General features: G+C 41.5%; 27 protein-coding genes. 6 read left to right on the top strand and 21 right to left on the bottom strand.

From position 1 onward, the window contains the following. Positions 1-97: 97 nt before the first annotated feature. The 14 genes from ACTW1R_RS11820 to rpsP form a co-directional block, all read right to left on the bottom strand. A complete protein-coding gene (locus ACTW1R_RS11820) occupies positions 98-559 on the bottom strand; it encodes a GAF domain-containing protein (RefSeq protein WP_015510123.1) in 462 nt (153 codons plus the stop codon). A gap of 179 nt (positions 560-738) precedes the next feature. After that, complete coding sequence (locus ACTW1R_RS11825) at positions 739-1386, bottom strand: NAD(P)H-binding protein (protein ID WP_156237054.1); 648 nt, start codon at positions 1384-1386, stop codon at positions 739-741. A 137-nt stretch (positions 1387-1523) separates the two neighbouring features. Further along, on the bottom strand, positions 1524-1949 hold the full coding sequence (locus tag ACTW1R_RS11830; protein WP_005229076.1) for an Rrf2 family transcriptional regulator: 426 nt from the start codon (positions 1947-1949) through the stop codon (positions 1524-1526). Between the two features lie 192 nt (positions 1950-2141). After that, positions 2142-2546 (bottom strand): VOC family protein, encoded by a 405-nt coding sequence (locus ACTW1R_RS11835; RefSeq protein WP_005229066.1) that lies wholly within the window; start codon positions 2544-2546, stop codon positions 2142-2144. 262 nt (positions 2547-2808) lie between these two features. Further along, complete coding sequence (locus ACTW1R_RS11840; protein WP_334202377.1) at positions 2809-3528, bottom strand: DNA-binding response regulator; 720 nt, start codon at positions 3526-3528, stop codon at positions 2809-2811. A 100-nt stretch (positions 3529-3628) separates the two neighbouring features. Continuing rightward, positions 3629-4642: an alcohol dehydrogenase AdhP gene (gene adhP, locus ACTW1R_RS11845; RefSeq protein ID WP_271812906.1), complete on the bottom strand. Its 1014-nt coding sequence runs from the start codon at positions 4640-4642 to the stop codon at positions 3629-3631. 343 nt (positions 4643-4985) lie between these two features. Continuing rightward, positions 4986-5762: an aminoglycoside phosphotransferase family protein gene (locus tag ACTW1R_RS11850; protein WP_271812908.1), complete on the bottom strand. Its 777-nt coding sequence runs from the start codon at positions 5760-5762 to the stop codon at positions 4986-4988. A 127-nt stretch (positions 5763-5889) separates the two neighbouring features. Next, positions 5890-6237, bottom strand: coding sequence for a 50S ribosomal protein L19 (gene rplS / locus ACTW1R_RS11855; RefSeq protein ID WP_002357176.1), 348 nt, complete (start codon positions 6235-6237; stop codon positions 5890-5892). Positions 6238-6405: 168 nt separating this feature from the next. Beyond that, positions 6406-7152 carry a tRNA (guanosine(37)-N1)-methyltransferase TrmD gene (trmD, locus tag ACTW1R_RS11860; protein WP_010749727.1) on the bottom strand — a complete coding sequence of 249 codons (747 nt, stop codon included), beginning with the start codon at positions 7150-7152 and terminating at the stop codon, positions 6406-6408. Further along, positions 7142-7666 carry a ribosome maturation factor RimM gene (gene rimM / locus ACTW1R_RS11865; RefSeq protein WP_081118437.1) on the bottom strand — a complete coding sequence of 175 codons (525 nt, stop codon included), beginning with the start codon at positions 7664-7666 and terminating at the stop codon, positions 7142-7144. Before rimM ends, trmD begins: the two co-directional genes overlap by 11 nt. 155 nt (positions 7667-7821) lie before the next feature. Continuing rightward, positions 7822-8646: a hypothetical protein gene (locus ACTW1R_RS11870; RefSeq protein WP_271812911.1), complete on the bottom strand. Its 825-nt coding sequence runs from the start codon at positions 8644-8646 to the stop codon at positions 7822-7824. Positions 8647-8732: 86 nt separating this feature from the next. Then, positions 8733-8990: a hypothetical protein gene (locus tag ACTW1R_RS11875; RefSeq protein ID WP_005228919.1), complete on the bottom strand. Its 258-nt coding sequence runs from the start codon at positions 8988-8990 to the stop codon at positions 8733-8735. Between the two features lie 113 nt (positions 8991-9103). Then, the gene (locus ACTW1R_RS11880) at positions 9104-9349 is read right to left on the bottom strand and encodes a KH domain-containing protein (protein ID WP_005228918.1); all 246 of its coding nucleotides are present in this window, start codon (positions 9347-9349) and stop codon (positions 9104-9106) included. 11 nt (positions 9350-9360) lie between these two features. After that, a complete protein-coding gene (gene rpsP / locus ACTW1R_RS11885) occupies positions 9361-9636 on the bottom strand; it encodes a 30S ribosomal protein S16 (protein ID WP_005228917.1) in 276 nt (91 codons plus the stop codon). Positions 9637-9890: 254 nt separating this feature from the next. Between rpsP and ACTW1R_RS11890 the strand changes: the two genes are divergently transcribed. Next, positions 9891-10442: an NADPH-dependent FMN reductase gene (locus ACTW1R_RS11890; RefSeq protein ID WP_142964669.1), complete on the top strand. Its 552-nt coding sequence runs from the start codon at positions 9891-9893 to the stop codon at positions 10440-10442. A gap of 84 nt (positions 10443-10526) precedes the next feature. Here the strand turns inward: ACTW1R_RS11890 and ACTW1R_RS11895 are convergent, their stop codons facing one another. Continuing rightward, entirely contained in the window at positions 10527-11060 is a 534-nt protein-coding gene (locus tag ACTW1R_RS11895; protein WP_271812913.1) for a dihydrofolate reductase family protein, read from the bottom strand. Positions 11061-11073: 13 nt separating this feature from the next. Beyond that, positions 11074-11643, bottom strand: coding sequence for a DNA-3-methyladenine glycosylase I (locus ACTW1R_RS11900; protein WP_034869182.1), 570 nt, complete (start codon positions 11641-11643; stop codon positions 11074-11076). 100 nt (positions 11644-11743) lie between these two features. On the opposite strand from ACTW1R_RS11900, the gene ACTW1R_RS11905 reads away from it, so the two are divergent. Genes ACTW1R_RS11905 through ACTW1R_RS11915 form a run of 3 tightly spaced genes read left to right on the top strand, consistent with a single transcriptional unit; the run spans position 11744 to position 14181 of the window. After that, positions 11744-12130, top strand: coding sequence for a GntR family transcriptional regulator (locus tag ACTW1R_RS11905; protein WP_005228910.1), 387 nt, complete (start codon positions 11744-11746; stop codon positions 12128-12130). Further along, complete coding sequence (locus ACTW1R_RS11910) at positions 12127-13008, top strand: ATP-binding cassette domain-containing protein (protein WP_142968708.1); 882 nt, start codon at positions 12127-12129, stop codon at positions 13006-13008. The genes ACTW1R_RS11905 and ACTW1R_RS11910 overlap by 4 nt, the downstream gene beginning before the upstream one ends. A gap of 12 nt (positions 13009-13020) precedes the next feature. Beyond that, positions 13021-14181, top strand: coding sequence for an ABC transporter permease (locus ACTW1R_RS11915; RefSeq protein WP_271812917.1), 1161 nt, complete (start codon positions 13021-13023; stop codon positions 14179-14181). Between the two features lie 46 nt (positions 14182-14227). On the opposite strand, the gene ACTW1R_RS11920 is transcribed toward ACTW1R_RS11915, so the two are convergent. The 4 genes from ACTW1R_RS11920 to ACTW1R_RS11935 form a co-directional block, all read right to left on the bottom strand. Beyond that, positions 14228-14428, bottom strand: a complete 201-nt coding sequence (locus ACTW1R_RS11920; protein ID WP_005228904.1) for a CsbD family protein — start codon at positions 14426-14428, stop codon at positions 14228-14230. Between the two features lie 394 nt (positions 14429-14822). Beyond that, positions 14823-16241: a signal recognition particle protein gene (ffh, locus tag ACTW1R_RS11925; RefSeq protein WP_005228902.1), complete on the bottom strand. Its 1419-nt coding sequence runs from the start codon at positions 16239-16241 to the stop codon at positions 14823-14825. A 14-nt stretch (positions 16242-16255) separates the two neighbouring features. Next, on the bottom strand, positions 16256-16594 hold the full coding sequence (locus ACTW1R_RS11930; protein ID WP_005228897.1) for a putative DNA-binding protein: 339 nt from the start codon (positions 16592-16594) through the stop codon (positions 16256-16258). Then, complete coding sequence (locus ACTW1R_RS11935) at positions 16584-17057, bottom strand: 2-thiouracil desulfurase family protein (RefSeq protein WP_016608717.1); 474 nt, start codon at positions 17055-17057, stop codon at positions 16584-16586. The genes ACTW1R_RS11930 and ACTW1R_RS11935 overlap by 11 nt, the downstream gene beginning before the upstream one ends. A gap of 150 nt (positions 17058-17207) precedes the next feature. On the opposite strand from ACTW1R_RS11935, the gene ACTW1R_RS11940 reads away from it, so the two are divergent. Together ACTW1R_RS11940 and pnpS are read left to right on the top strand one after the other, a co-directional pair. After that, the gene (locus tag ACTW1R_RS11940) at positions 17208-17915 is read left to right on the top strand and encodes a response regulator transcription factor (protein WP_005228895.1); all 708 of its coding nucleotides are present in this window, start codon (positions 17208-17210) and stop codon (positions 17913-17915) included. Beyond that, complete coding sequence (gene pnpS, locus ACTW1R_RS11945; RefSeq protein WP_087627809.1) at positions 17912-19648, top strand: two-component system histidine kinase PnpS; 1737 nt, start codon at positions 17912-17914, stop codon at positions 19646-19648. Before ACTW1R_RS11940 ends, pnpS begins: the two co-directional genes overlap by 4 nt. A gap of 146 nt (positions 19649-19794) precedes the next feature. On the opposite strand, the gene ACTW1R_RS11950 is transcribed toward pnpS, so the two are convergent. Further along, entirely contained in the window at positions 19795-20703 is a 909-nt protein-coding gene (locus ACTW1R_RS11950; protein ID WP_016608721.1) for a phosphate ABC transporter substrate-binding protein PstS family protein, read from the bottom strand. Positions 20704-20799 lie beyond the last annotated feature (96 nt).

Consider the following 20799-nt stretch of genomic DNA (forward strand, 5'->3'; position numbering starts at 1 on the left):
CCATTTAAAACAAAAATGAAAAAAGTGCCCATTATTCAATGAACACTTTCCTTTTAAACATTATATTGTTTTATGTTAATTATTAAGAAATGACGATTTATTTACGACTCGCTACAAGGATCGCCGCAAATTCTTCAAGGTATTTCTGATCGATCTCATCATAGCTGTTCGTTTTGCCACTATCGATATCCAACACACCAATCAATTGATCATCAGCTATCATGGGAACAACGATTTCAGACATAGCTGCCGAGTCACAAGAGATATAGTTCTCATGTTCTTTGACATTCGGGACGATCAATGTCGTTTGTTTTGCGGCTGACTCCCCACAAACCCCTTTGCCCATAGTGATTCTGGTGCAAGATACTCTTCCTTGGAACGGGCCTAAGATCAGTTCGCCTTCTTCAAACAAATAGTAGCCGGCAAACACCGTATCTTCCAATGTTTCATTTAATAAAGCAGAAGAGTTTGCTAGATTAGCGATCCAATTACTCTCTGCTTCTAGTAATCCTTTTAATTGCAGAAGCATCAATTCATACGCTTCGATTTTTTTATTCATTTTCTCACCTCTGTCCTTGATTATAAGCAAAGACAGAGGATTTGTCTTGTCTAAATTACTGAGTATGGGAAACAATAATGTGAAAAAAGAACTGTTGCCTAAAATCGCCTATCCATCCACTCGTACCAATAGTCAACGCTACTCATGCCATCTCCATCTCAGTCGTCTTTGAAAACTTACTAGGCATCAATCACAGTAAAGCGGGTGTTTTCATGTTGTACTGTTTCGATCTCATCGATAATTGCCTTAGCTAACGTACCGCTAGATGTCACCGATTCCTTTTGTTCGTTGAATAGTAAGTGATCTTTCCCTAAAATCGCTGGTTTAGCTGGTCCTTCTTGAAAGACATTCCCAGGAGAAATCCCCACCCAAGGGACATTTTTGACTGTTTCTAAAAAGAGATATTCGTCTAGCTGATTTTCTGGAATCGCAATCCAACTTTCGCTTCCTGGTGCTTTTTTCAACTCAGAGAGATTACGTTCCCCCGCTTCATTGAATAAACTGCCGGCTCCTAAGATGAAGAACAAGCGAGTGTCTTTTTCTCGAAACAGGTGCACTAATTTTGCTGCCAGATCCACATGCAAGTAAGCTTTGTCAGGACTTGTCGCAAACGCGTCAACAAGCACATCAAAGTCACTGAGCTCTTCTTCTGTGAGAGAAAAAGCATCCTTTGTAAGTGTTTTGACCGTCTCACCAAGTTGTTCTTTGGCCTTCGCTTCATTTCTCACGATAGCAGTCACTTCGTGTCCTCTCTGTACTGCTTCTTGATAAATTGCTGAACCTGCATTCCCTGTTGCGCCAATAATACCGATTTTCATAATGATCATCCTTCCTACTTTTGTTTTTTTCAAAATCAGTTGTTACTAATTAAGTTACAACTAGAGTATAAAAGAAACTTTCTTCCCTGTCAAGAATTTGCCTAGCAGGTGAAAGTTCTTTTTTAACAGCCTTCCATGTGACTCTTTTAATGATTGGCTTCTACTTGAATGCCGTCAATGATGGATTGTAGCGAGATAGCGCTCATTTCCTGCTCAATTTTCTTTTGCAGCACATCGTAAGTTTCCTCTAATACCGTTTGGATATTCCCCCCAATCAAGCAATTGGGATTGGTCTTTTTGTCCGCATGTAAAAGATGCTGATCTTTTTCAACACTCGCATAGATGTCCAACAAAGAAATCTCATATGGTTCCTTCGTTAGTTTAGGGTTTGGTTTTCCTCTTTGGCTTTCGATCAATCCTGCAATACGCAGATCACTCATAATCCGGCGAACATAAGCAGGATTCGTTTCAACACTCTGGGCGATCCGATCACTTGATAGATCAGTTCCTTTAAAGAGGTGGATGTAAGCGAGGATGTGAATGGCGTCGCTGTATTTCGTTGAATATTTCACTTCGTCTCCACTCCTTTTTCTTGTATCATACCTCTTTTTTCAAATTTAGACAAAGGGTACTGACCAATCTTACAAAACTCGAGGATCCCGTCAAGAAAAAGCAGCCCTCAAAAAGTTAGCACAAAAGCCTAACTTCTTGAGGGAACTGCATACTGAACCATTTTTTTCCTTTTTATTTAAACGAGCACTTTACTAATAGCCTTTCATCCAAGCAGACTCAATCTGATTGCCGTCAGGATCAACGATTTCATAGCCGACCATCATGTCCTCTGGAATCCCCATATCAACTTGGAACGACTGTCCACCATTTTCTTCAGCAATTTTCGCAAAATTTTTTGCTTCTTCTGGTGTGTCAAAACTAAACGCGATCAATGCGCCACTCGTCTTCTTTGTATCTGCAATACTTCTACCATTTAGAAATTGTTGGTAAAACGCATGTTCTAACAGCATTAACCAAATCGATTCACTCCAAACCATTCCACTGCTGGTCTCGTTTGAGAACTCTTCATTTTTTACAAACCCCAACGCTTCATAAAAGGATGTTGCACGTTTGATATCAGTGACAGGCAAGTTAATAAACACCATTTTGTTCGCCATTTTCTTGCTCCCTTTCTTTGGTAAGCTGCACTGCTGAATCCGTTCTCATTATAGCACCTATCGGTTCATTCACAAAAACATCAGTCTTTGTCCTCTGCTGCTAGTCTGAATAACCTGATCCAAAAAAGTTTTTTCAAGTAAAAAAGGCCTTGCGCGCATAGGCCTTTTAGCTTTTCTCATCTATGAAAAAGTAACTTGATAAGCATTAGCAAAGAATCATGTTTTCGCTAATACAATCAGCCCAAATTACTTTATTTAATCCTCAAAGCTCAAGTCTTGAGTCGATCACGGTTACTTTCCCACGATAAATTTTTCGATACTCTTTGGGCGTATAAGAAGTTGCTTTTTTAAATTTCTTACTAAAATAATTTGGATCATTGAATCCTACTCTAACAGAAATTTCACTGATTGATCGATCACTTGTTGAGAGTTCTTTTTTGGCAACTTCAATACGATAAATCATCAAGTACAATGAAAAGGTCATTCCTAATGTATTCTTGATCAATCGGCTGGTGTGATACCGACTTAAATGCAGGTGATCTGCTAAAGTGTCTAACGTAATATGTTCTCTATAATTTTCATGAATATAGCGCAATATCTTATGTCTTAAAGAAAGCGAAGGAGAAGCTTCATTGTTTTTCTCGACGTGCAGCAAGGAAATCTGATTGATGGATTGAATCCCCCGGTCTAATGCATAAACAAAATCATTGGTGATCGGTTCGACCAAATAATCGATCAAGCCGTAACGTAACGCTTTTTGAGCGATAGCAAAGCTTTCTACTACAGAATACAAAATTGCTTTTGCATTCGGGTAAAAAGAGAGCAATTCTTTGTATAATTCAAAACAGTCCTCTTCGCCATCCGCATTAATCACTGCAATTTCAACCGTCTGCTCAAGACAGGTACGCTGAAGTGCTTTTTTCGAATCAACCGTTGGAAGCAAGATGACATTTGGGAAATGACGATCGATTAAACGAATCATCTCGCTAACTGCTCTTCGCTCTTCGCTGTCAATGATCAATAAATTACACACGAAATTTTCTCCTTCGCTAAAAATTCATAGTTGGTTTCTCTATTTTCGTTTATTTCTCTTGAAAATCAATGACCATCCGTCCTTTGATTTTTCCTGAAAGCATTTCATCAAAAATATTGTTGATCTCTTCTAACTGACGCATGACTACTTTAGGAACGACTTTCCCTTCCGCTGCAAATTGGAAAGCTTCTGCTAAATCAGTTCGTGTTCCAACAAGGGAACCGACAATCTTAATCCCATCCAATACAAGTCGAGGAATGTTCAAGTCCATGCTTTCTGGTGGGAGACCGACCGCTACAATCGTACCGCCCGCACGAACAGCATCAACAGCAGAATTGAAGGCTGCTTTTGAAACAGCTGTTACTACAGCTGCATGTGCGCCGCCGGTTGCTTCTTGAATGATTTTTGCCGCATCTTCTTTCGCAGGATTGATTACAAGATCAGCGCCGTGATCTTTTGCGAAGTCCAACTGTTTGTCGTTGATATCGATTCCAATCACTTTTGCATTAAAGACATTTTTAGCATATTGCAAGGCTAGGTTACCTAATCCCCCTAAACCATAGATGGCGATCCATTGACCTGGTTTAATGTCAGAAACTTTTACCGCTTTATATGTGGTTACACCTGCACAAGTAATGCTGCTGGCTTCAGCAGAACCTAAGTCCTCTGGAACTTTCACTGCATAGTCAGCTACAACGATACATTCTTCAGCCATACCACCATCTACAGAATAGCCGGCATTTCTAACCGAACGGCATAATGATTCATTCCCGTTCACACAGTATTCGCATGATCCACAGCTTTCATACAACCAAGCGACACTTGCACGGTCACCGATTGCTAGAGAAGTAACATCATCACCGATTGCAACCACTTTACCGATTCCCTCGTGTCCGAGTACGATCCCAGATGCATCTCCAAAGTCGCCATCTTTGACATGCAAGTCAGTATGGCAGACACCGCAACACTCCATTTTCAATAATGCTTCATTCGGACGAAGCGCTCTTAATTCTTTTTCCTCGATTTTTACAACCTTATCTTTTGATACTACAGCTGCTTTCACAAAGACACCTCTTTCAATTCGATTAAATAAAGAACTTCCTTTTATTTGTGAAGTAATTAACTAACACATAGAGGTCAGCAATAGCTAGATAAAAGAAAGTTCTCTATCGAGAAGATTACCATAGAAATCATCAAAAAAAGGGGAATTTATTGCTTTTTTTCTGTAATCATTTATGAGAAAACAATAATGAAATCATTCAAAATTTTTTCTTTATTTCCAGATTACATAAAATTAAAATAAAAAAGATAGAGATAATTCATCTCTATAAATAACAATCGTTTCAATAAAAAATATCAAGACAATCTGATAGAAGACTGTAGGATGATTTGTACTCACTGTTCTTCTATCCTTCTATTTTTATCCATTCGATGACTTGCGATTTATTTTCTTTCAGGCGCTGAATGTCATATTGGTATTTAGCAAGATGTCCCTCGTCAATATTTTTCTGAAAATTTCCATTCCCTTCTTCCCCTTTTCTGCTCATAAAAGCAACTAGTGCACAAAGGCGTTCGATCAAACAATCGACAATCTGTAACCTGTCATTATTGGACAGCCGATAAGTATCCACAAAAAGTTTCAATCGATGGCATTGTGTTTCACTCAGACGACTGTTCCCAACAAAATACAAGGGTACCCAGCGGTACGCAGCATAAGAAACATCCCATAACCTGCTTCCTGGCCTTACTGTGTCAAAATCAAAAAGCCCAAAAGGCTCCCCATCCACGATCGTCATATTATACGGAGCAAAATCATTGTGGCACATCACCTCTGTCGGACCAGAGTATTCCAGCATCCACTGTTCCTCACCAGTTAGCCTTTCCAGAAAACCAACACTTCGATCATGAAAATCTCTTAATCGTTCAGCTACCAAACAAAGAACCTCATCAGTATAAAGTTCATTCGGCAATGGCTGATCATATACCTCCCCTGGAACAAAAGAAACTAACTCATGTTCTTCCTGATCAAACCCTAATGGTTTCGGCACATAATTTATCTGCTGATCTTGCAAAAAACGTAAAAAGCGTTGAACGTCCTTCGACCATGGAACCTTTGGCCGTCTGACGAACTCCTTTTCGATGATTATTTCTTCTCGTCCGAGATTGTTATTTCTTTCTTTCAATGAAACCCCTCCTATTCGTATAGTCGTTTCTTCATTTTATCACAACAAATAGAAAGTTCCTTTCACCTTAGTCAAAAGAAAAAAGCCCTTGAAATCAAGGGCTTTTGCTTCATCTGATAATAAATGATTAACGACGAATTTCTTTGATACGAGCTGCTTTTCCGTGTAATGCACGCAAGTAGTACAATTTTGCACGACGTACTTTACCGTAACGAACAACTTCGATTTGTGCAACACGTGGTGTGTGCAATGGGAAGGTACGTTCAACACCTACACCGTTTGATACTTTACGAACTGTATAAGTTTCGCTGATACCAGCACCGCGGCGTTTGATGACAACACCTTCAAATAACTGGATACGTTCGCGAGTTCCTTCGACAACTTTCGCGTGAACGCGAACAGTGTCCCCAGGACGGAAAGCTGGGATGTCAGTACGTAATTGTTCTTGAGTTAGTTCTTGAATCAATGGATTCATGTTTATCATTCTCCTTATTCCCAAACATTCTTAAAGCATGAAAGCTCCAGCGGAACATCGTAATAGTTGAGTTTACACTCACTGAAATATCTTACCACAGTCGACCATAGGCTGTAAAGAGAATTTTCTTGTCATGGCGCAGAATATCAAAAAAAAACTGGCACTATTTTAGTTGCCAGTCTTCGCTTCGTCTTCAATTTCTTTTAAAAGCTTCTGCATTTCAGCGGTCAGCGGATAAGTTTCCAGCATATCTGGACGTCGCTGATACGTTCGGCGCAATGATTCTTTTAATTGCCACTGCTCGATCAGTTTATGATTGCCATTCATCAAAACTTCCGGCACTTTCATGCCTTTGAACTCTGCCGGGCGTGTATATTGCGGATGCTCTAATAAACCAGTGGAATGAGAATCAGTTTGTGCGGAGGTTTGATTGCCCAAAACTTCTGGTAATAGCCTGACCGTCGCATCGATCATGACCATTGCCCCCAATTCGCCGCCAGTCAAGACGTAATCGCCCAGTGACACTTCATCAGTGACCAATGAACGGATTCGTTCATCATAGCCTTCATAGTGACCGCAAATAAAAACAAGGTGCTCTTCGGTAGAGAATTCTTCCGCCATCTTTTGATCAAAGGGTTTTCCCGCTGGGTCTAATAGGATCACACGCTTTTTCGTTTCTGGTGTTGCTTCTTCGATCGCTTTGATATTGTCATAGACAGGTTGGACTTTTAATAACATTCCTGCTCCGCCACCATAAGGATAGTCATCCACTGTTTGATGCTTGTTGTCAGAATAATCACGGAAATTAGAGACATTGATTTCTAACAATCCCTTTTCCCGTGCTTTACCGATGATCGACTCTCCTAGAGGCCCTTCGAACATTCGGGGAAATAGTGTCAATACATCAATTCTCATCGTCTAACAACCCCTCTGGGATTTCCACAGTGACCTGACCATTTTCAAGATCTATCGTGTGGACAACAGATTCGATATAAGGAATCAAGGCATCCTTCTTCCCTTTTCGCTGTACCACCCAAACATCATTGGCGCCTGGTGAAAGGATCTCTTTGACTTTACCAATGATTGTGCCATCTTCTTCGACGACTTCCAGACCAATAATTTCATGGTAGTAAAACTCATTTTCTGCTAGATCCACCAAATCATCCTTGGTAACTTTTAAAATGCCGTTACGAAACGGTTCAACGTCGTTGATGTTGGGATAGCCCTCAAACGTTAACAAATCAAAATTTTTATGTTTGCGATGACCTGAAACAATCAATGGTAATGGCTCTTTATTTTCACGAAAAAGTGTCAATTCAGCCCCTTTACGGTAGCGTTCTTCTGGAAAATCCGTTTGCGATATCACTCGTACTTCTCCACGGATCCCATGTGTATTGACGATTTTCCCTACGTTTAAATATTCTGTCACGTTCGTTCCCCATTTCTTCTAACTTCTGTTCTATTTTAGCATAGCAAAGTAGCGAATTCTAGCCGTTTCCTAGCGCCCCCTGTTTTCCTCAAAATCATCGCGCGAAAAACACCCCTTCGACGCTTGATCAAAGGGGCAATGTCCTAATCTGAAACTTATTGATTCATTGAAACGGCCATTTCCAATGCTGAACGTGCATCTTGATGTTGCACCGTTCGAAGCATCTTTTCTTGTTGCCAGACCACGGTAGTTGCTGTATGGTCATTTTTTCCCATATCGATAGTGATTTGACCGACCTCAGGTGCTGGAAGCATGGCTTCTTCTAGATACGCTACCACTTCTTTGGCAACCGGCACAGGATCTTGTTCCTCTTGGTTGACTGCTCGAACAGTCAATGACCAATTTCCTTCTTGCCAACTTAAATAACTGGAGCCAGCAGCTCCTTGCATATGCCCAGTAATGCCATATCCGAGATCAACGGCTTGTCCGCCATCATCCGCTGTTACATTGACCGCTGCAGCAGCTTCATCCGCTGATTGATACTCTTTTGATTGAAAAGCAGCAAGCGGTGTTTCTTCGTTCAAAGCCTTGTCATTGAGAGACAATTGCTGATCAAGTCCATAATAAAGAATCGAGGCATCGGATTGACTGCCAGCTGTGGCCGCATTCAACACTTTATCCGAAGCAAGCGGAACGTTCTTTGGCAAGACAAGATCAGGGAATACCGCTTGTATTTGGATATAGATGTCTGTGGTGCTACTCGTATTTGAAGAATCCTCAGAAACCGCCTGACTAGTCGATGCAGTTGATTGACTGGTTTCTGATTGACTACTTTTTTGTGTTTGGGTACTTTCCACCATAGTCGTTGCTGTTGTTTCAGCTGTACTGGCTTGACTGGTTTCTTGGTCTTTTTGATTATTACAGCCAGCCAAGGTTCCGATCGTTAGCAGCGTAACAAATAATCCTAGTTCTTTTTTCATGATGTTCCCCTCCTTATACAAAGGATACCCCTCAATAAAAAAAATGACAAACAAGTCAGATTGTCTGTCATTTTTTTGTCGATTTTTTAAAGATTAGTGACCCAATTTTGCAAGGATTGGAAGCCGTCCTTGATCCATTGCCAAACTTGATTGGCGATCGTCGATAGGTCGCCCCAACGAAAGTTTTGTGTCCATTGGTTCAATTGCGTCATGATCTCCTCACGATAGACCCAAATTAAAAAGAGCAACAACAAGATCCCTAGCGTTCGCCAAAGAAAAGAACCGATTTTATAAATAAAGACGAGAATCAAAAGAACGACGATCCATGCGATTAGTTGAGACATACAAGCACCTCCTCATTTTTGATTATCTCAAAACCATCCTTTTTTGTCCTCCATCTTAAGCATGAATTTTACAAAAAAAGCATTTCTCAAAGAGAAATGCTTTACACTCTTGCTTATTTACCATCAATGATATTCAAACGAACTTTTTTTGGTCCATTTGTCCGTACACTGTAAACGATCGTTCGAATTGCTTTGGCAACCCGACCTTGTTTACCGATGATACGACCAATATCTTCTGGTGCCACAGTAAGATTATATTCCAAGAAATCATCTGACTCTACCAGCTCAAGCTTGATATCCTCAGGTTTGGTAACAAGTGGTGAAACGATCGTTAAGACTAATTCTTGCAAATCTTTCATCCAAAGTCACCTTATTTCTTAGTGAATTTTGCTTCGTGGTGTTTTTTCATAACGCCTTCTTTAGAAAGGATGTTACGAACTGTATCTGAAGGTTGCGCACCTTTAGATAACCAATCAAGAACTAGATCTTCTTTGATTGTTACTTCAGCTGGGTCTAGTAAAGGATTGTAAGTACCAACTGTTTCGATGAAACGTCCGTCACGAGGAGAACGTGAATCTGCTACGACGATACGGTAAAAAGGTTTCTTTTTAGAACCCATGCGTTTTAAACGAATTTTTACTGCCATTATTTACACCTCCATTGATTTAATCACAAGAGCTAGTTTAACAGGTTTTTCTGATGGTGTAAAGAGTTTTTTCTTTACAGCTGAAAAAAGTTTTTCTTTCCTGTTTTTTCGGCATGGTTATCTTTTGCCAGAATGAATCTGGACGCGTATCATGAATATTAGAGAAACCTTTTTAAGGTCAAATCGTTTTATTTGCACCATTCACTTACTTTTGGTAAGCTAAATGAGTAGAAAACAACAAGGAGGAATTTTACATGACAAAAAAAATCGGTTTTATCGTCGGCAGCTTGCGGGAAGGTTCTTACAATAAACTCGTAGCGAAAAAATTCGCATCACTATTACCAGAAGGTTTTGAAGCATCTTTCATCGAGATCGGCAACTTGCCTTTTTACAATGAAGATTTGGAAGTTGAAGGAAAAGTTCCTGCTGAATGGACAGCATTTCGTGAAGCATTAAGCGCCGTTGATGGTGTCTTCTTCTTTACACCAGAATACAACCGCTCTGTTCCTGCAGCCTTGAAAAATGCATTAGATGTTGGTTCTCGTCCTTACGGTGCGAGCAGTTGGAGTGGCAAACCAGCCTTAGTCGTCAGCGTTTCTCCAGGAGCGATCGCTGGATTTGGTGCGAACCATCACTTGCGTCAATCATTAGTCTTTTTGGATATGCCTACTCTGCAACAACCAGAAGCCTACATTGGCGGTATCACAAACTTGATCGATGAAAACAATGAAATCAACCCAGATACAGTAAGCTTCTTCGAAACGATCCTTGCAAAATATATTGAATTCTTTCAACGATTCAACTAATGAAGAATCCATACAAAAAGACCAAGAAACTCGGCACTAAGTTTCTTGGTCTTTTTTACTGTGAAGAATAATCGTTTGCGCTTTTTACTCGCTGCCTGACACAGACTTTCGGACAAAATGGAGTTCTGTCAGTTCCCCCATCTGTTTTGTTTCAACAAACGTCAAGCGTCTCGAGTAATCCCCCGGTTCAAACAGTCGCTTGCCTTCTCCTAAAAACACCGGCGCGATTTGAATAAACCATTCATCGATCAAATCAGCTTCCAGCAATGGTTTTAATAAGGAACCTCCCCCTACTACCCATACGTTTTCCTCTTGTTTTAATGCTGAAACAAATGCAACTGGATCTGTTGACACTAGCGTTGCATCTGGCAGCGATTCTTTTTGTGTACGAGAAAAAACATAATTTGTTGTTTCGGGGTACAACAGTCCTCCATCCATAAGTTTCTTTGCTTCTTGATAGGTCTTTCTCCCCATCACTGTCGCATCGATGGTTGCAAAAAATGCTTCATAAGTCGTGGCGACACCGGTATCAGTTTGAAACAGCCAGTCCAGTTGATCCTTCAGACCTGCTAAATAGCCATCGAGGCTGATCGCACCATAGAATATCACTTTTCCCATTATGCTCGCTCCTTTATTCTTTGTTTGCTGCTGATGTTCGACAAACACAAGTGACTAAATGATCGTTGACCATGCCGACAGCTTCCATAAAGGCGTAAATAATGGTCGTTCCGACAAATTTAAACCCTCGCTTTTTCAAATCTTTCGCTAGCTGATCGGAGATTTCCGAATGTGTCGGTACATCGGATTGCTGCTCAAATTCATTAATGATCGGCTGATGATCGACATATCGCCACAAGAATGCGGAGAAACTACCATATTCTTGCTGGATTTTTAAAACTTCTTGGGCATTGCTGATCGCCGCTTCAATCTTTCGCCGATTGCGGATGATGCCTGGATTCATCATCAGTTCTTCCACTTTTTCTTCCGTATAGTTCGCTACTTTAGTGATTTCAAACTGATCATACGCCGCATCAAAATTCGCCATTTTATTTAAAATCGTTTGCCAGCTCAACCCTGCTTGATTCATATCTAACACCAATTTTCGAAACAACTGCTGATCCTCATACTCAGGTTTCCCCCAGATTGTATCATGATACTCCTGCATCGCTGGTGTACTGTTGGCCCACTCACATCGTTCCATTGTCCTCATCAGCTCCTTTTTGTTTATTTTATCATAAAAGACTTTACTTCCACTAGTGTACTACGTATACTAGTACACATAAATGAAAGGAGCTGATTTTGTGGTTCGCATTAACAAAGCCAGCAGCAAACCTTACTATGAGCAATTGGTTTTAAGTATCAAAGAAGATATTCTGAACGGTGTTCTAACCGCTGGAGACCAAGTGCCTTCGGTTCGTGAAATGGCCAAGCACCTGTTGATGAATCCAAATACCGTCAGCAAAGCCTACAAAGTATTGGAAAATGAGCAAGTGCTTGTCACCATCAAAGGAAAAGGCACCTTTGTGAAAGTTACTGAGGATCTGCCACGCGATGAGATTCGGATCTTACAAGTGAAAGAACGTTTGAAAGAATTGGTGATCGAAGCACGCCATTTACAGATCAGCATGCGTGAGCTGAGCGATTGGATGAATGGCTTTGAACAAGAGTTAGGAGGCGATCCACAGTGAAGATCGAACATGTGACCAAGAAAATGGAACAAACAATTATCTTAGAAAACGTGAACTTCTCTTTGGAAAAAGGAGAGCTCGTAGGATTGATCGGTCGCAATGGTTCTGGGAAAACCACGTTGTTTCGGACGATCGCTGGACATTATTTACTAGATGATGGCGAGATTTCGATCGATAACCAACGCCTGGATCAGCACCCGGAATTAAAAGAACAGCTTTTTTATATCGATGAAAAAGAAAACTTTCTGGCTGCCTACTCGTTAAAAAAAATCAATCAATTTTATCGGCTTGCTTATCCGAATTTTGATCAAAATCTTTATTTAGAATTGATGCAAAGCCATGGTCTGCCGCTAACGCTTTCTTACCGGCGAATGTCAAAAGGAATGCAAGGTCTTTATAAGATGATTCTAGCGATCGCTTCAAATGCGACGTTCTTACTGTTAGACGAACCTTTTGATGGGCTTGATGTGATCGTCCGTAAAAAAGTGATTGGACTATTGCTGGAAAGCCTCAGTGAGTCGAATCGTACCGCATTGATCGCTTCCCATAATCTAAATGAATTAGAGCATATTATTGATCGTGCCTTGTTGATCAAAGGGAAAACGATTGAAGGAGACTACCGTTTGGAAACGATTCGCGAACAATCTCGCAAACTTCAACTCGTCTTTCGCAGCAAGCAGATTCCTCCCCTTATCAAGCAGCGCTCCAAGCTGATTCAAAAACAAGGTCGAGTCTTGACCGCTTTGTTTGACAATTACACAAAAGAGCTGGCGGCTGAGATCCAGCAGCTTGATCCTTTGGTTTTCGAAGAATTGCCATTGACCTTGGAAGATCTGTTTGAAGCAAATTTACGACAAGAGGCATTAGTGGAAGGATAGAGGTGGAAAACGATGTTAAGCAATATATTTAAAGAACGCTACGGCAAGCTGCTGATCGGCTTTTGTTTTGTCTTACTCTTAATGTATCTTGGTGATGGCTGGCAATCACAAAAAGCCTGGCATCAGCAAGAACGCTATTTGACATCTGAAGAATTTATCAAAGATTTCAACGAAAATCGAGAGTACTATGTCAAAAGCTACAAGGGTGAAACCCCGGTTTACTTTGATTCGGCAACAGAGTACCGCGATGCGGTATTGACGATCAGCAATGAGTCCCCTGATGAGATTTATTACAATCGCCCTTATATGACCACCATGAATCAACTTGTGATTGTCTTCCTGTTTATTTGGGGCTTCTTGTCCTTTTTTGTCGATGGCCGCACCAATTTCAATCGCTTTTTATTTGCTTTACCCTTTAGCAGAAAGCACGTCTTTCACAAGAAACTGCTTTTTATCGGCTTACCCTTGACCGCTTGTTTAGTCTTGGGTCTGTTAGGTCATATCCTGATCGAATACACGATGATCCCAGCTCGCTATCTCGCTGTGCCGCTTCAAGACGTGCTGCTTTCTGCCCTTAGTACCTTGGCAACGAATCTGCTAGTATTTGCTGCAGGTCTCTTGTTAGGCGTTTTGCTGGGGAATCTGTTTACTGGCGTGCTCTCGGTCTTCTTCACTATTTCGCTAGGATCAATGGGGTATAGCTTTTTCCAATGTACCCGCGAGTTTTTTAGTTTTGTGTTTCTTGGTCATGGGGATTTTCTGATTCCTTTTCAAACCTGGATCGATTGGCCCCAAGGATATGTCTACCCTTGGTGGCTGCTGCTCCTTTACCTCGGCTTGAGCGGCTTGCTGATTCTTGCTGCCGAAAAAGTGTTCTCGAAAATCTCTTTAGAAAATGACGGTGATTATTTAACGATCCCTAAATTGCGCGCACCAGTTTATTGGCTGCTTTCTTTGGGAACCTGGTTCTATTTATCCATGATTTCTTATTACCCACTAGAAATTTTTTACCGTAATCTCTATGAGGGGTATGATGTCAGTCTTTGGAACATCGCCCTTCGGCTCGGTTTATTACTGGTTGCCTGCTTATTCATCAGTTTGCTGCTTGTCTATCCTAAAGCGCTGATGAATTGGTGGTACAAACGAAAAAACAAACAAATCAGTGGAATATAAAAAAGCATCCCTGCAACATGTTCTTGTTGCAGGGATGCTTTTAAGTTTAATGTCTAGGTTTGTCGTCGTCTTTTTTGTCAAAGAAGTCATTTACTTTACGAGAAACATCATCCGCAAAATCTTCAACCTTATCTTTGGCTTTCCCATATTTATTTTGGGTTTTGCCTTTTAATTCTTCGGAGTCATCTCCTGTAAGTTTCCCTTTTGTTTCGGTTACTTTTCCTTCAATGCGATCTTTGTTTGTCATCGTAAAAAACTCCTTTCATACTTGCTATAAATTAATAGTAGCACCATTTAACAGAAAGCACGAATGTTCTGCTTCTATCCTATTCTTAGAGTTGTCCGCAACGATAGTTGATCGCTATTTTTGACTCTTGGACGATTTGAGATATTCGGTAGAAAGCTGGCTTTCTCTATAAAAAAGGATGTTCTCTAGATGTTCTATTTGATGTTCTTTGAAGGAGTTTATTTAAAGAGGACGCTGTGAGCATAAAAAAGCATGACCTGAAGAAGGCAATCTGAGGAGCTGCAGTTGCTAGAATTAGCAGGTACAGCTTCTCGATTTGGTGCCTTTTCAGATCATGTTTTTTTAATTACACGAAGATAAGGTTCAGTTCTCAGTTCCTATCAGTGTTAAACGATTATTTGCGTTTTTTCTTTTTCTTCTTTTGTTTCTTGACCATGCGGTTCATGGCCATTTTTCCAAGTTTCCCTTTGACCCCGCCGCCAAACATTTGATCCATGCCAGGAATATTCATATTCCCTTTACTCATTTGCTGCATCATTTTGCGAGATTCTTTGAATTGTTTGATCATACGGTTGACTTCGACGACACTGTTTCCAGAACCAGCAGCAATACGGCGGCGACGGCTTGGATTCAACAAATCAGGATTTTCCCGTTCAGCTGGTGTCATAGAATAAACCATGGCTTTTTGTCGAGCAATTTGTTTCGGATCAACTTTGACATTTTCGATACCAGGCATTTGACTCATTCCCGGAATCATTTTTAAGAGATCTTCAATTGGGCCCATGCCCATAACTTGATCGATCTGTTCGACAAAGTCATTGAAGTCGAAGGAGTTTTCCTTCATTTTTTGAGCAAGTTCTTCTGCTTTTTTCTCGTCGTAATCTTGCTGTGCTTTTTCGATCAAAGTCAGCATATCACCCATACCGAGAATCCGACTAGACATCCGATCTGGATGGAATACTTCAAGGTCGGTCAATTTTTCACCGGTACCAGTGAACTTGATTGGAGCGCCCGTAACTTGACGAATCGACAATGCCGCCCCGCCACGAGTATCGCCATCTAGCTTGGTGATGACTACCCCTGTGATCCCCAGTTGTTGATTGAAGCTTTCCGCCACGTTGACAGCATCTTGTCCTGTCATCGCATCTACTACCAGTAAAATTTCATTTGGCTGTGCCAAGTCCTTGATTTGTTTTAGCTCTTCCATCAAGTTTTCGTCGATATGCAAACGACCCGCCGTATCGATCAAAACGTAGTCATTTTTCTTTTCCCGAGCCAAAGCCAATCCTTGGCGGACGATTTCAACTGGGCTGACATCAGTTCCCATATCAAAAACAGGTACATCCAATTGCTGCCCTAATACTTTCAACTGGTCGATCGCAGCTGGACGGTACACGTCACCAGCGATCATTAATGGACGTGCGTTTTCGGTTTTGATCAAATGGTTGGCTAATTTCCCAGCAAAGGTGGTTTTCCCTGCCCCTTGCAAACCAGCCATCATGATGATCGTTGGGATCTTCGGTGATTTTTCGATCCCAACTGTTTCTGATCCTAATGTTTTGGTTAATTCTTCATCAACGATCTTAACGATTTGTTGCGCTGGAGATAGGCTTTCTAATACTTCTACCCCCACTGCCCGTTCACGGACATTTTTGGTAAACTCTTTTACAACTTGCAGATTGACGTCGGCTTCTAATAAAGCTAGACGAATCTCACGCATCATTTCTTTTACATCTGCTTCAGATACTTTTCCTTTTCTGCGCAGTTTGCTCATTGCCTGCTGGAGGCGTTCAGTTAAACTTTCAAATGCCATTTTTTTTCATTCCTTTATTCTTCAATTTCTTGGAGCTGTTGAATAAACCCCTGTAAGGTTTCGTCTTTTGGATAGTGGGTTTTCGTATACTCGCTTAGCTGATCCAGCAAGTCTTCCCGCATGATATAATCCGAAAACATATGTAGTTTTTTTTCATAGTCTTCTAAAATACGTTCGGTGCGTTTGATGTTGTCATAGACTGCTTGACGGCTAACTTGATACTCTTCAGCGATTTCTCCTAGAGAAAAATCATCTGCGTAATACAATTCCATGTAATTCATCTGTTTTTCCGTCAATAACGTGGAATAAAACTCAAACAACGCATTCATGCGATTGGTCTTTTCAATTTCCATTTGCTTCCTCCTGTTTTGCAAGCCATTCGACATCGGACAAAACAGTCATGCCTTGTTGTCGAAAATAGGCACAAGCGACACCGACCCCTGTTTTTTTGATTCCAGAAAAATTGCCATCATAAATCGTCTGACTGCCACAAGAGGGACTTTTCTCTTTTAAGATCAGTTGGGTGATGCCTTGCTCTTGTAATTTTTGATAAGCAATTTTCGCGCCTTTAGTAAATTGTTCCGTCACGTCTTCTCCTGAAATGGTGACGACCTTCGCTCGTTGCGCCCAAACATCCACCCCATCGCCACCGACGATTTCGGCCGGTTCACGTGGAATCGGCAAGCCGCCAAGAACTTCTGGACAGACCATCATGGCTTGACCCGCACGAACAAGTTCGATCAATTGTGGTACTGCTTGATGTTTTCCATCGTAGCGGCAAAGGGCACCGCCTAGACACGCACTGATTCCAATCATTTAGCACCCTCAGCTTTCCTATGAAATCGTCCTTTATTATAGCATTTATTTAGTGGTTGCAATAGTACCAATTGTCTATTCATGCTAAAATAGGACTTGTTCGTTGAAATTTAATCGTTTCTTGAAAAAAAGAAACGAAAGGAGTCTATCATGAAAAAAATACTCGTTGTCGATGATGAACCTTCAATCGTCACACTTTTAACCTTTAATTTAGAAAAAGAGGGCTACCAAGTCGTTTCCGCCTCAGATGGTCAAAAAGCCTTCGACTTGGCGTTGTCAAAACCTTTTGACTTTATCATCTTGGATGTCATGCTGCCGAATTTGGACGGCATCGAAATCACAAAGAAATTACGTCAAGAAAAAATCGAGACACCGATCCTCGTCTTGACCGCAAAAGATGATCCGATCGACCGGATCTTGGGCTTAGAGATCGGGGCTGACGACTACTTGACGAAACCCTTCAGCCCTCGAGAAGTATTGGCTCGAATGAAGGCCATCTTCCGTCGCTTAGAACCTCGTCAACAAGCACGAGAAGAAGATCAACCTGCAGAAATCTTGCAAATTGGCGGAATCCAAGCCGATCTGACCAATTTCCAGGTCAGTGTGGATGGTGAGAAAATCTTCCTGACACCGAAAGAGTTCGAGCTGCTGGTTTACTTTATGAAACGTAAAGGCCGCGTGATCGATCGCGATACCTTACTCAATCGTATTTGGAATTTCGACTTTGATGGACAAAGTCGCATCGTGGATGTTCACATCAGTCATTTAAGAGAAAAATTGGAAGCTGATCCCAAGCGTCCAGAATACTTGGTGACCGTTCGAGGATTTGGGTATAAATTTCAGGAGCCGACCCAATGAAAAAACGCTATGGCTATGGTTTATGGTCAATCGGTCTATTGCTGATTTTTTTCCTGTGTTGGCAAGTTCTAAGCAGTTTTTACCGTCAGCAAGTCATCGCCCAGCAAGTGGATTTTCTGCAAGAGAAAGCCGCTGTGTTTTTGAATCTCTCAGATAACCAAACCGCAGCGCTCGAACAATTTGCCGATGCCTATGTTCAAGATAGCAATAGCCGCATCACTTTGTTAGATGATCAAGGCCAAATCATTTTCGACACTTATGATCATACCCTCCATGAAAACCGCTCCGATCGTCCAGAAGTTCAAGCCGTTTTGCGCGGAAGCGCCGTTGGTCAATCGTTGCGGGAAAGCGACACCTTGCATGAAGAATTGCTTTACGTGGCGATTCCTGTCAAAGAAGATGGAAACTTAACTCAAATCTTGCGGATCGCAGAACCGACTGCTGCTTTTTTTGCGAAAAACCAAGGAATCAAGCAATCGATCTTGATTGTCTATCTTGTCTTTTGTTTCTTGATCAGCCTGCTGATTTTTCACACGCTGCGTCAGCGGAATCGTCCAATCCAAACGATTCTGCCCGTCGTAAAAAAAATGATCACCTCGCCCGATCAACAAGCAATCATTATGCAAGAAACCCCTGAACATGACGAGTTGTATCAACTGATCAATCAGCTGAGCGAACAAATGAGCCAGACCTATCGTGCCTATGCGGCATCTGAACAACAGCTGTACGGCTTGCTCAGTGAACTGATGATCGGTGTCTTTATCATTAATGAAGAAAATCAACTGCTGCTGTTGAATCCGACGATGCAAGAACAATTGGGGATGGAAACTGCGCCAACCTTGCCGCAGCCCTTCACTGAAGTGATTCATGACACACAACTGATCCAATTGATCTATCAATTTAACGACGAGACCCCTATTTTCCATGCGGAAACCACCCTTAGCGGGGAACGTTCAAAAGTCTTGGATGTTACCTTGCGAAGCTTCCAAGAAAACCAGTTGATTGGTATTTCTTATGACTTGACGCGCATCCGACAATTAGAAAAAATGCAAAAAGATTTTGTCGGCAATGTTTCCCATGAATTAAAAACGCCGGTAACTTCCTTGATTGGGTTTACCGAAACACTGCTGGACGGCGCCAAAGAAGACCCAGAAACATTGCAGACCTTTTTAGAGATCATTCAAAAAGATGCTTATCGCTTGAAAAATCTAATACAAGATATCATCCAACTGTCTCAAGACAGTGATTCTTTCCAGTATGTCGACCAACCGATCAACTTTTCTGAGCTGCTGCAACAAGTCGTTCAAACCTATGGTCCCGCAGCTGCTAAGAAGCAATTGACCTTTCAATTTGAAGGACCCGAACCCTTCATTTTATCTACCAAAAAAGAGCTGCTGCAGCCCATCGTAAAAAATCTGGTAGAAAATGCTGTCACCTATTCAAAACCTGGTGGTGTCATCACATTATCCTATTCAGAGCAAGACGACCAGCTGTTATTTCAAGTGCAGGATCAAGGCATCGGCATCGATGAAGAAGATCAGGAACGGATTTTTGAGCGGTTTTATCGGGTGGACAAAGCCCGCGCCCGCAATTCTGGCGGCACTGGACTTGGGCTGGCTATCGTTAAAGACTATACCAAATTATTAGGTGGCAGCATCAAGGTTGACAGTTTCCCCAAAATTGGTTCTACCTTTACGGTGACTTTGCCGCTTCATGAAAAAGATGATTATTGATAAAAAACAGCCGATAACAGGTGAATAATTGTTATCGGCTGTTTTTGTAGTTGTTTTTCATTACCAAATGAAGCACCAGCCAATAGCATCTTCTTGATGCTTTAAACAAAAAAAAGAAGGAGCATTCTCCTTCTTCGGTCATTTCACTATTCAACATTCGTTACTTCGCCGTCTACACTGCGTTCTACTTTCATATCAGTGATTGGCAAGTAACCTAATTCAATAACGATTCCTTGTTGGACATCGTCTGTCATGATGTAATCAAGAAAGGCTTTGACGTTTGCATCTGGTTCGCCGTTCGTGTACATATGCTCGTAAGACCAGATTGGCCATTTGTTATCTGCAATGTTTTCAGGAGTCGCTTCTACCCCATCAAGAGATAGCGCTTGGATCGAATCGTCCAAATAGGATAAAGCAAGGTAGCTGATTGCTCCTGGTGTTTCAGCAACGATTTTACGGACTGTCCCAGAAGAATCTTGCTCTTGTGTTTGGATCGTCTCTGCACCATCTAAGCCCCATTTTTCAAAGGTCGCTCTCGTACCGCTGCCTGATGCGCGGTTGATTACAGAGATTTCTTGATCTGCTCCGCCTAGTTCAGACCAATTCTTCACTTTGCCTGTAAAGATATCGATTAAATCTTGTTGGCTAAGGTCCGTAACGCCTGCGTCTTTATTTACCACTGGTGCCATACCAACTACGGCTACTTTATGGTCAACTAATTTGCTGGCATCCACACCATCTTTTTCATCCGCAAACACATCGGAATTGCCGATCGTCACCGCGCCTGCTTCTACTTGACTTAAGCCAGTTCCGCTGCCGCCACCTTGAACCGTAATTGTATAATTGGGATTGTCTGCTGAGAAGCTTTCACCTGCTGCTTCAACCAAGGGTTGCAATGCCGTTGAGCCCACAGCTAAAATTTCTACATTTTCATTTGATGCGGCACCTGATGAAGATCCGCCTGATGCTTGACTGCTCTCAGTGCTTGCGCCACCGCTCCCACAGCCAGCTAATAATAATCCAGTTGCAAAAAATAAAAGTCCCAATTTTTTCATTTAGTAAATCTCCTTTCGTTATATGCTTAGTTTAGCAAGGCGGTGTAAACCCTTGATGGATTTCATGTAAAGAATCGATAAAGCGATGTAAATCTT

The sequence above is a fragment of the Enterococcus sp. R12 genome (genome assembly GCF_058135755.1).

Coding starts and splice junctions, on each gene's coding strand:
- ACTW1R_RS11835 (WP_005229066.1), bottom strand. CDS start 2,546: ATGGCGAACAAAATGGTGTTTATTAACTTGCCTGTCACTGATATCAAA.
- ACTW1R_RS11935 (WP_016608717.1), bottom strand. CDS start 17,057: ATGATTGGAATCAGTGCGTGTCTAGGCGGTGCCCTTTGCCGCTACGAT.
- rplS (WP_002357176.1), bottom strand. CDS start 6,237: ATGAATCCATTGATTCAAGAACTAACTCAAGAACAATTACGTACTGAC.
- ACTW1R_RS11875 (WP_005228919.1), bottom strand. CDS start 8,990: ATGTCTCAACTAATCGCATGGATCGTCGTTCTTTTGATTCTCGTCTTT.
- ACTW1R_RS11820 (WP_015510123.1), bottom strand. CDS start 559: ATGAATAAAAAAATCGAAGCGTATGAATTGATGCTTCTGCAATTAAAA.
- ACTW1R_RS11940 (WP_005228895.1), top strand. CDS start 17,208: ATGAAAAAAATACTCGTTGTCGATGATGAACCTTCAATCGTCACACTT.
- ACTW1R_RS11950 (WP_016608721.1), bottom strand. CDS start 20,703: ATGAAAAAATTGGGACTTTTATTTTTTGCAACTGGATTATTATTAGCT.
- ffh (WP_005228902.1), bottom strand. CDS start 16,241: ATGGCATTTGAAAGTTTAACTGAACGCCTCCAGCAGGCAATGAGCAAA.
- ACTW1R_RS11880 (WP_005228918.1), bottom strand. CDS start 9,349: ATGAAAGATTTGCAAGAATTAGTCTTAACGATCGTTTCACCACTTGTT.
- pnpS (WP_087627809.1), top strand. CDS start 17,912: ATGAAAAAACGCTATGGCTATGGTTTATGGTCAATCGGTCTATTGCTG.
- ACTW1R_RS11890 (WP_142964669.1), top strand. CDS start 9,891: ATGACAAAAAAAATCGGTTTTATCGTCGGCAGCTTGCGGGAAGGTTCT.
- ACTW1R_RS11825 (WP_156237054.1), bottom strand. CDS start 1,386: ATGATCATTATGAAAATCGGTATTATTGGCGCAACAGGGAATGCAGGT.
- ACTW1R_RS11915 (WP_271812917.1), top strand. CDS start 13,021: ATGTTAAGCAATATATTTAAAGAACGCTACGGCAAGCTGCTGATCGGC.
- ACTW1R_RS11870 (WP_271812911.1), bottom strand. CDS start 8,646: ATGAAAAAAGAACTAGGATTATTTGTTACGCTGCTAACGATCGGAACC.
- ACTW1R_RS11930 (WP_005228897.1), bottom strand. CDS start 16,594: ATGGAAATTGAAAAGACCAATCGCATGAATGCGTTGTTTGAGTTTTAT.
- ACTW1R_RS11920 (WP_005228904.1), bottom strand. CDS start 14,428: ATGACAAACAAAGATCGCATTGAAGGAAAAGTAACCGAAACAAAAGGG.
- rpsP (WP_005228917.1), bottom strand. CDS start 9,636: ATGGCAGTAAAAATTCGTTTAAAACGCATGGGTTCTAAAAAGAAACCT.
- ACTW1R_RS11895 (WP_271812913.1), bottom strand. CDS start 11,060: ATGGGAAAAGTGATATTCTATGGTGCGATCAGCCTCGATGGCTATTTA.
- ACTW1R_RS11900 (WP_034869182.1), bottom strand. CDS start 11,643: ATGGAACGATGTGAGTGGGCCAACAGTACACCAGCGATGCAGGAGTAT.
- ACTW1R_RS11840 (WP_334202377.1), bottom strand. CDS start 3,528: ATGATTCGTTTAATCGATCGTCATTTCCCAAATGTCATCTTGCTTCCA.
- trmD (WP_010749727.1), bottom strand. CDS start 7,152: ATGAGAATTGATGTATTGACACTATTTCCCCGAATGTTCGAAGGGCCT.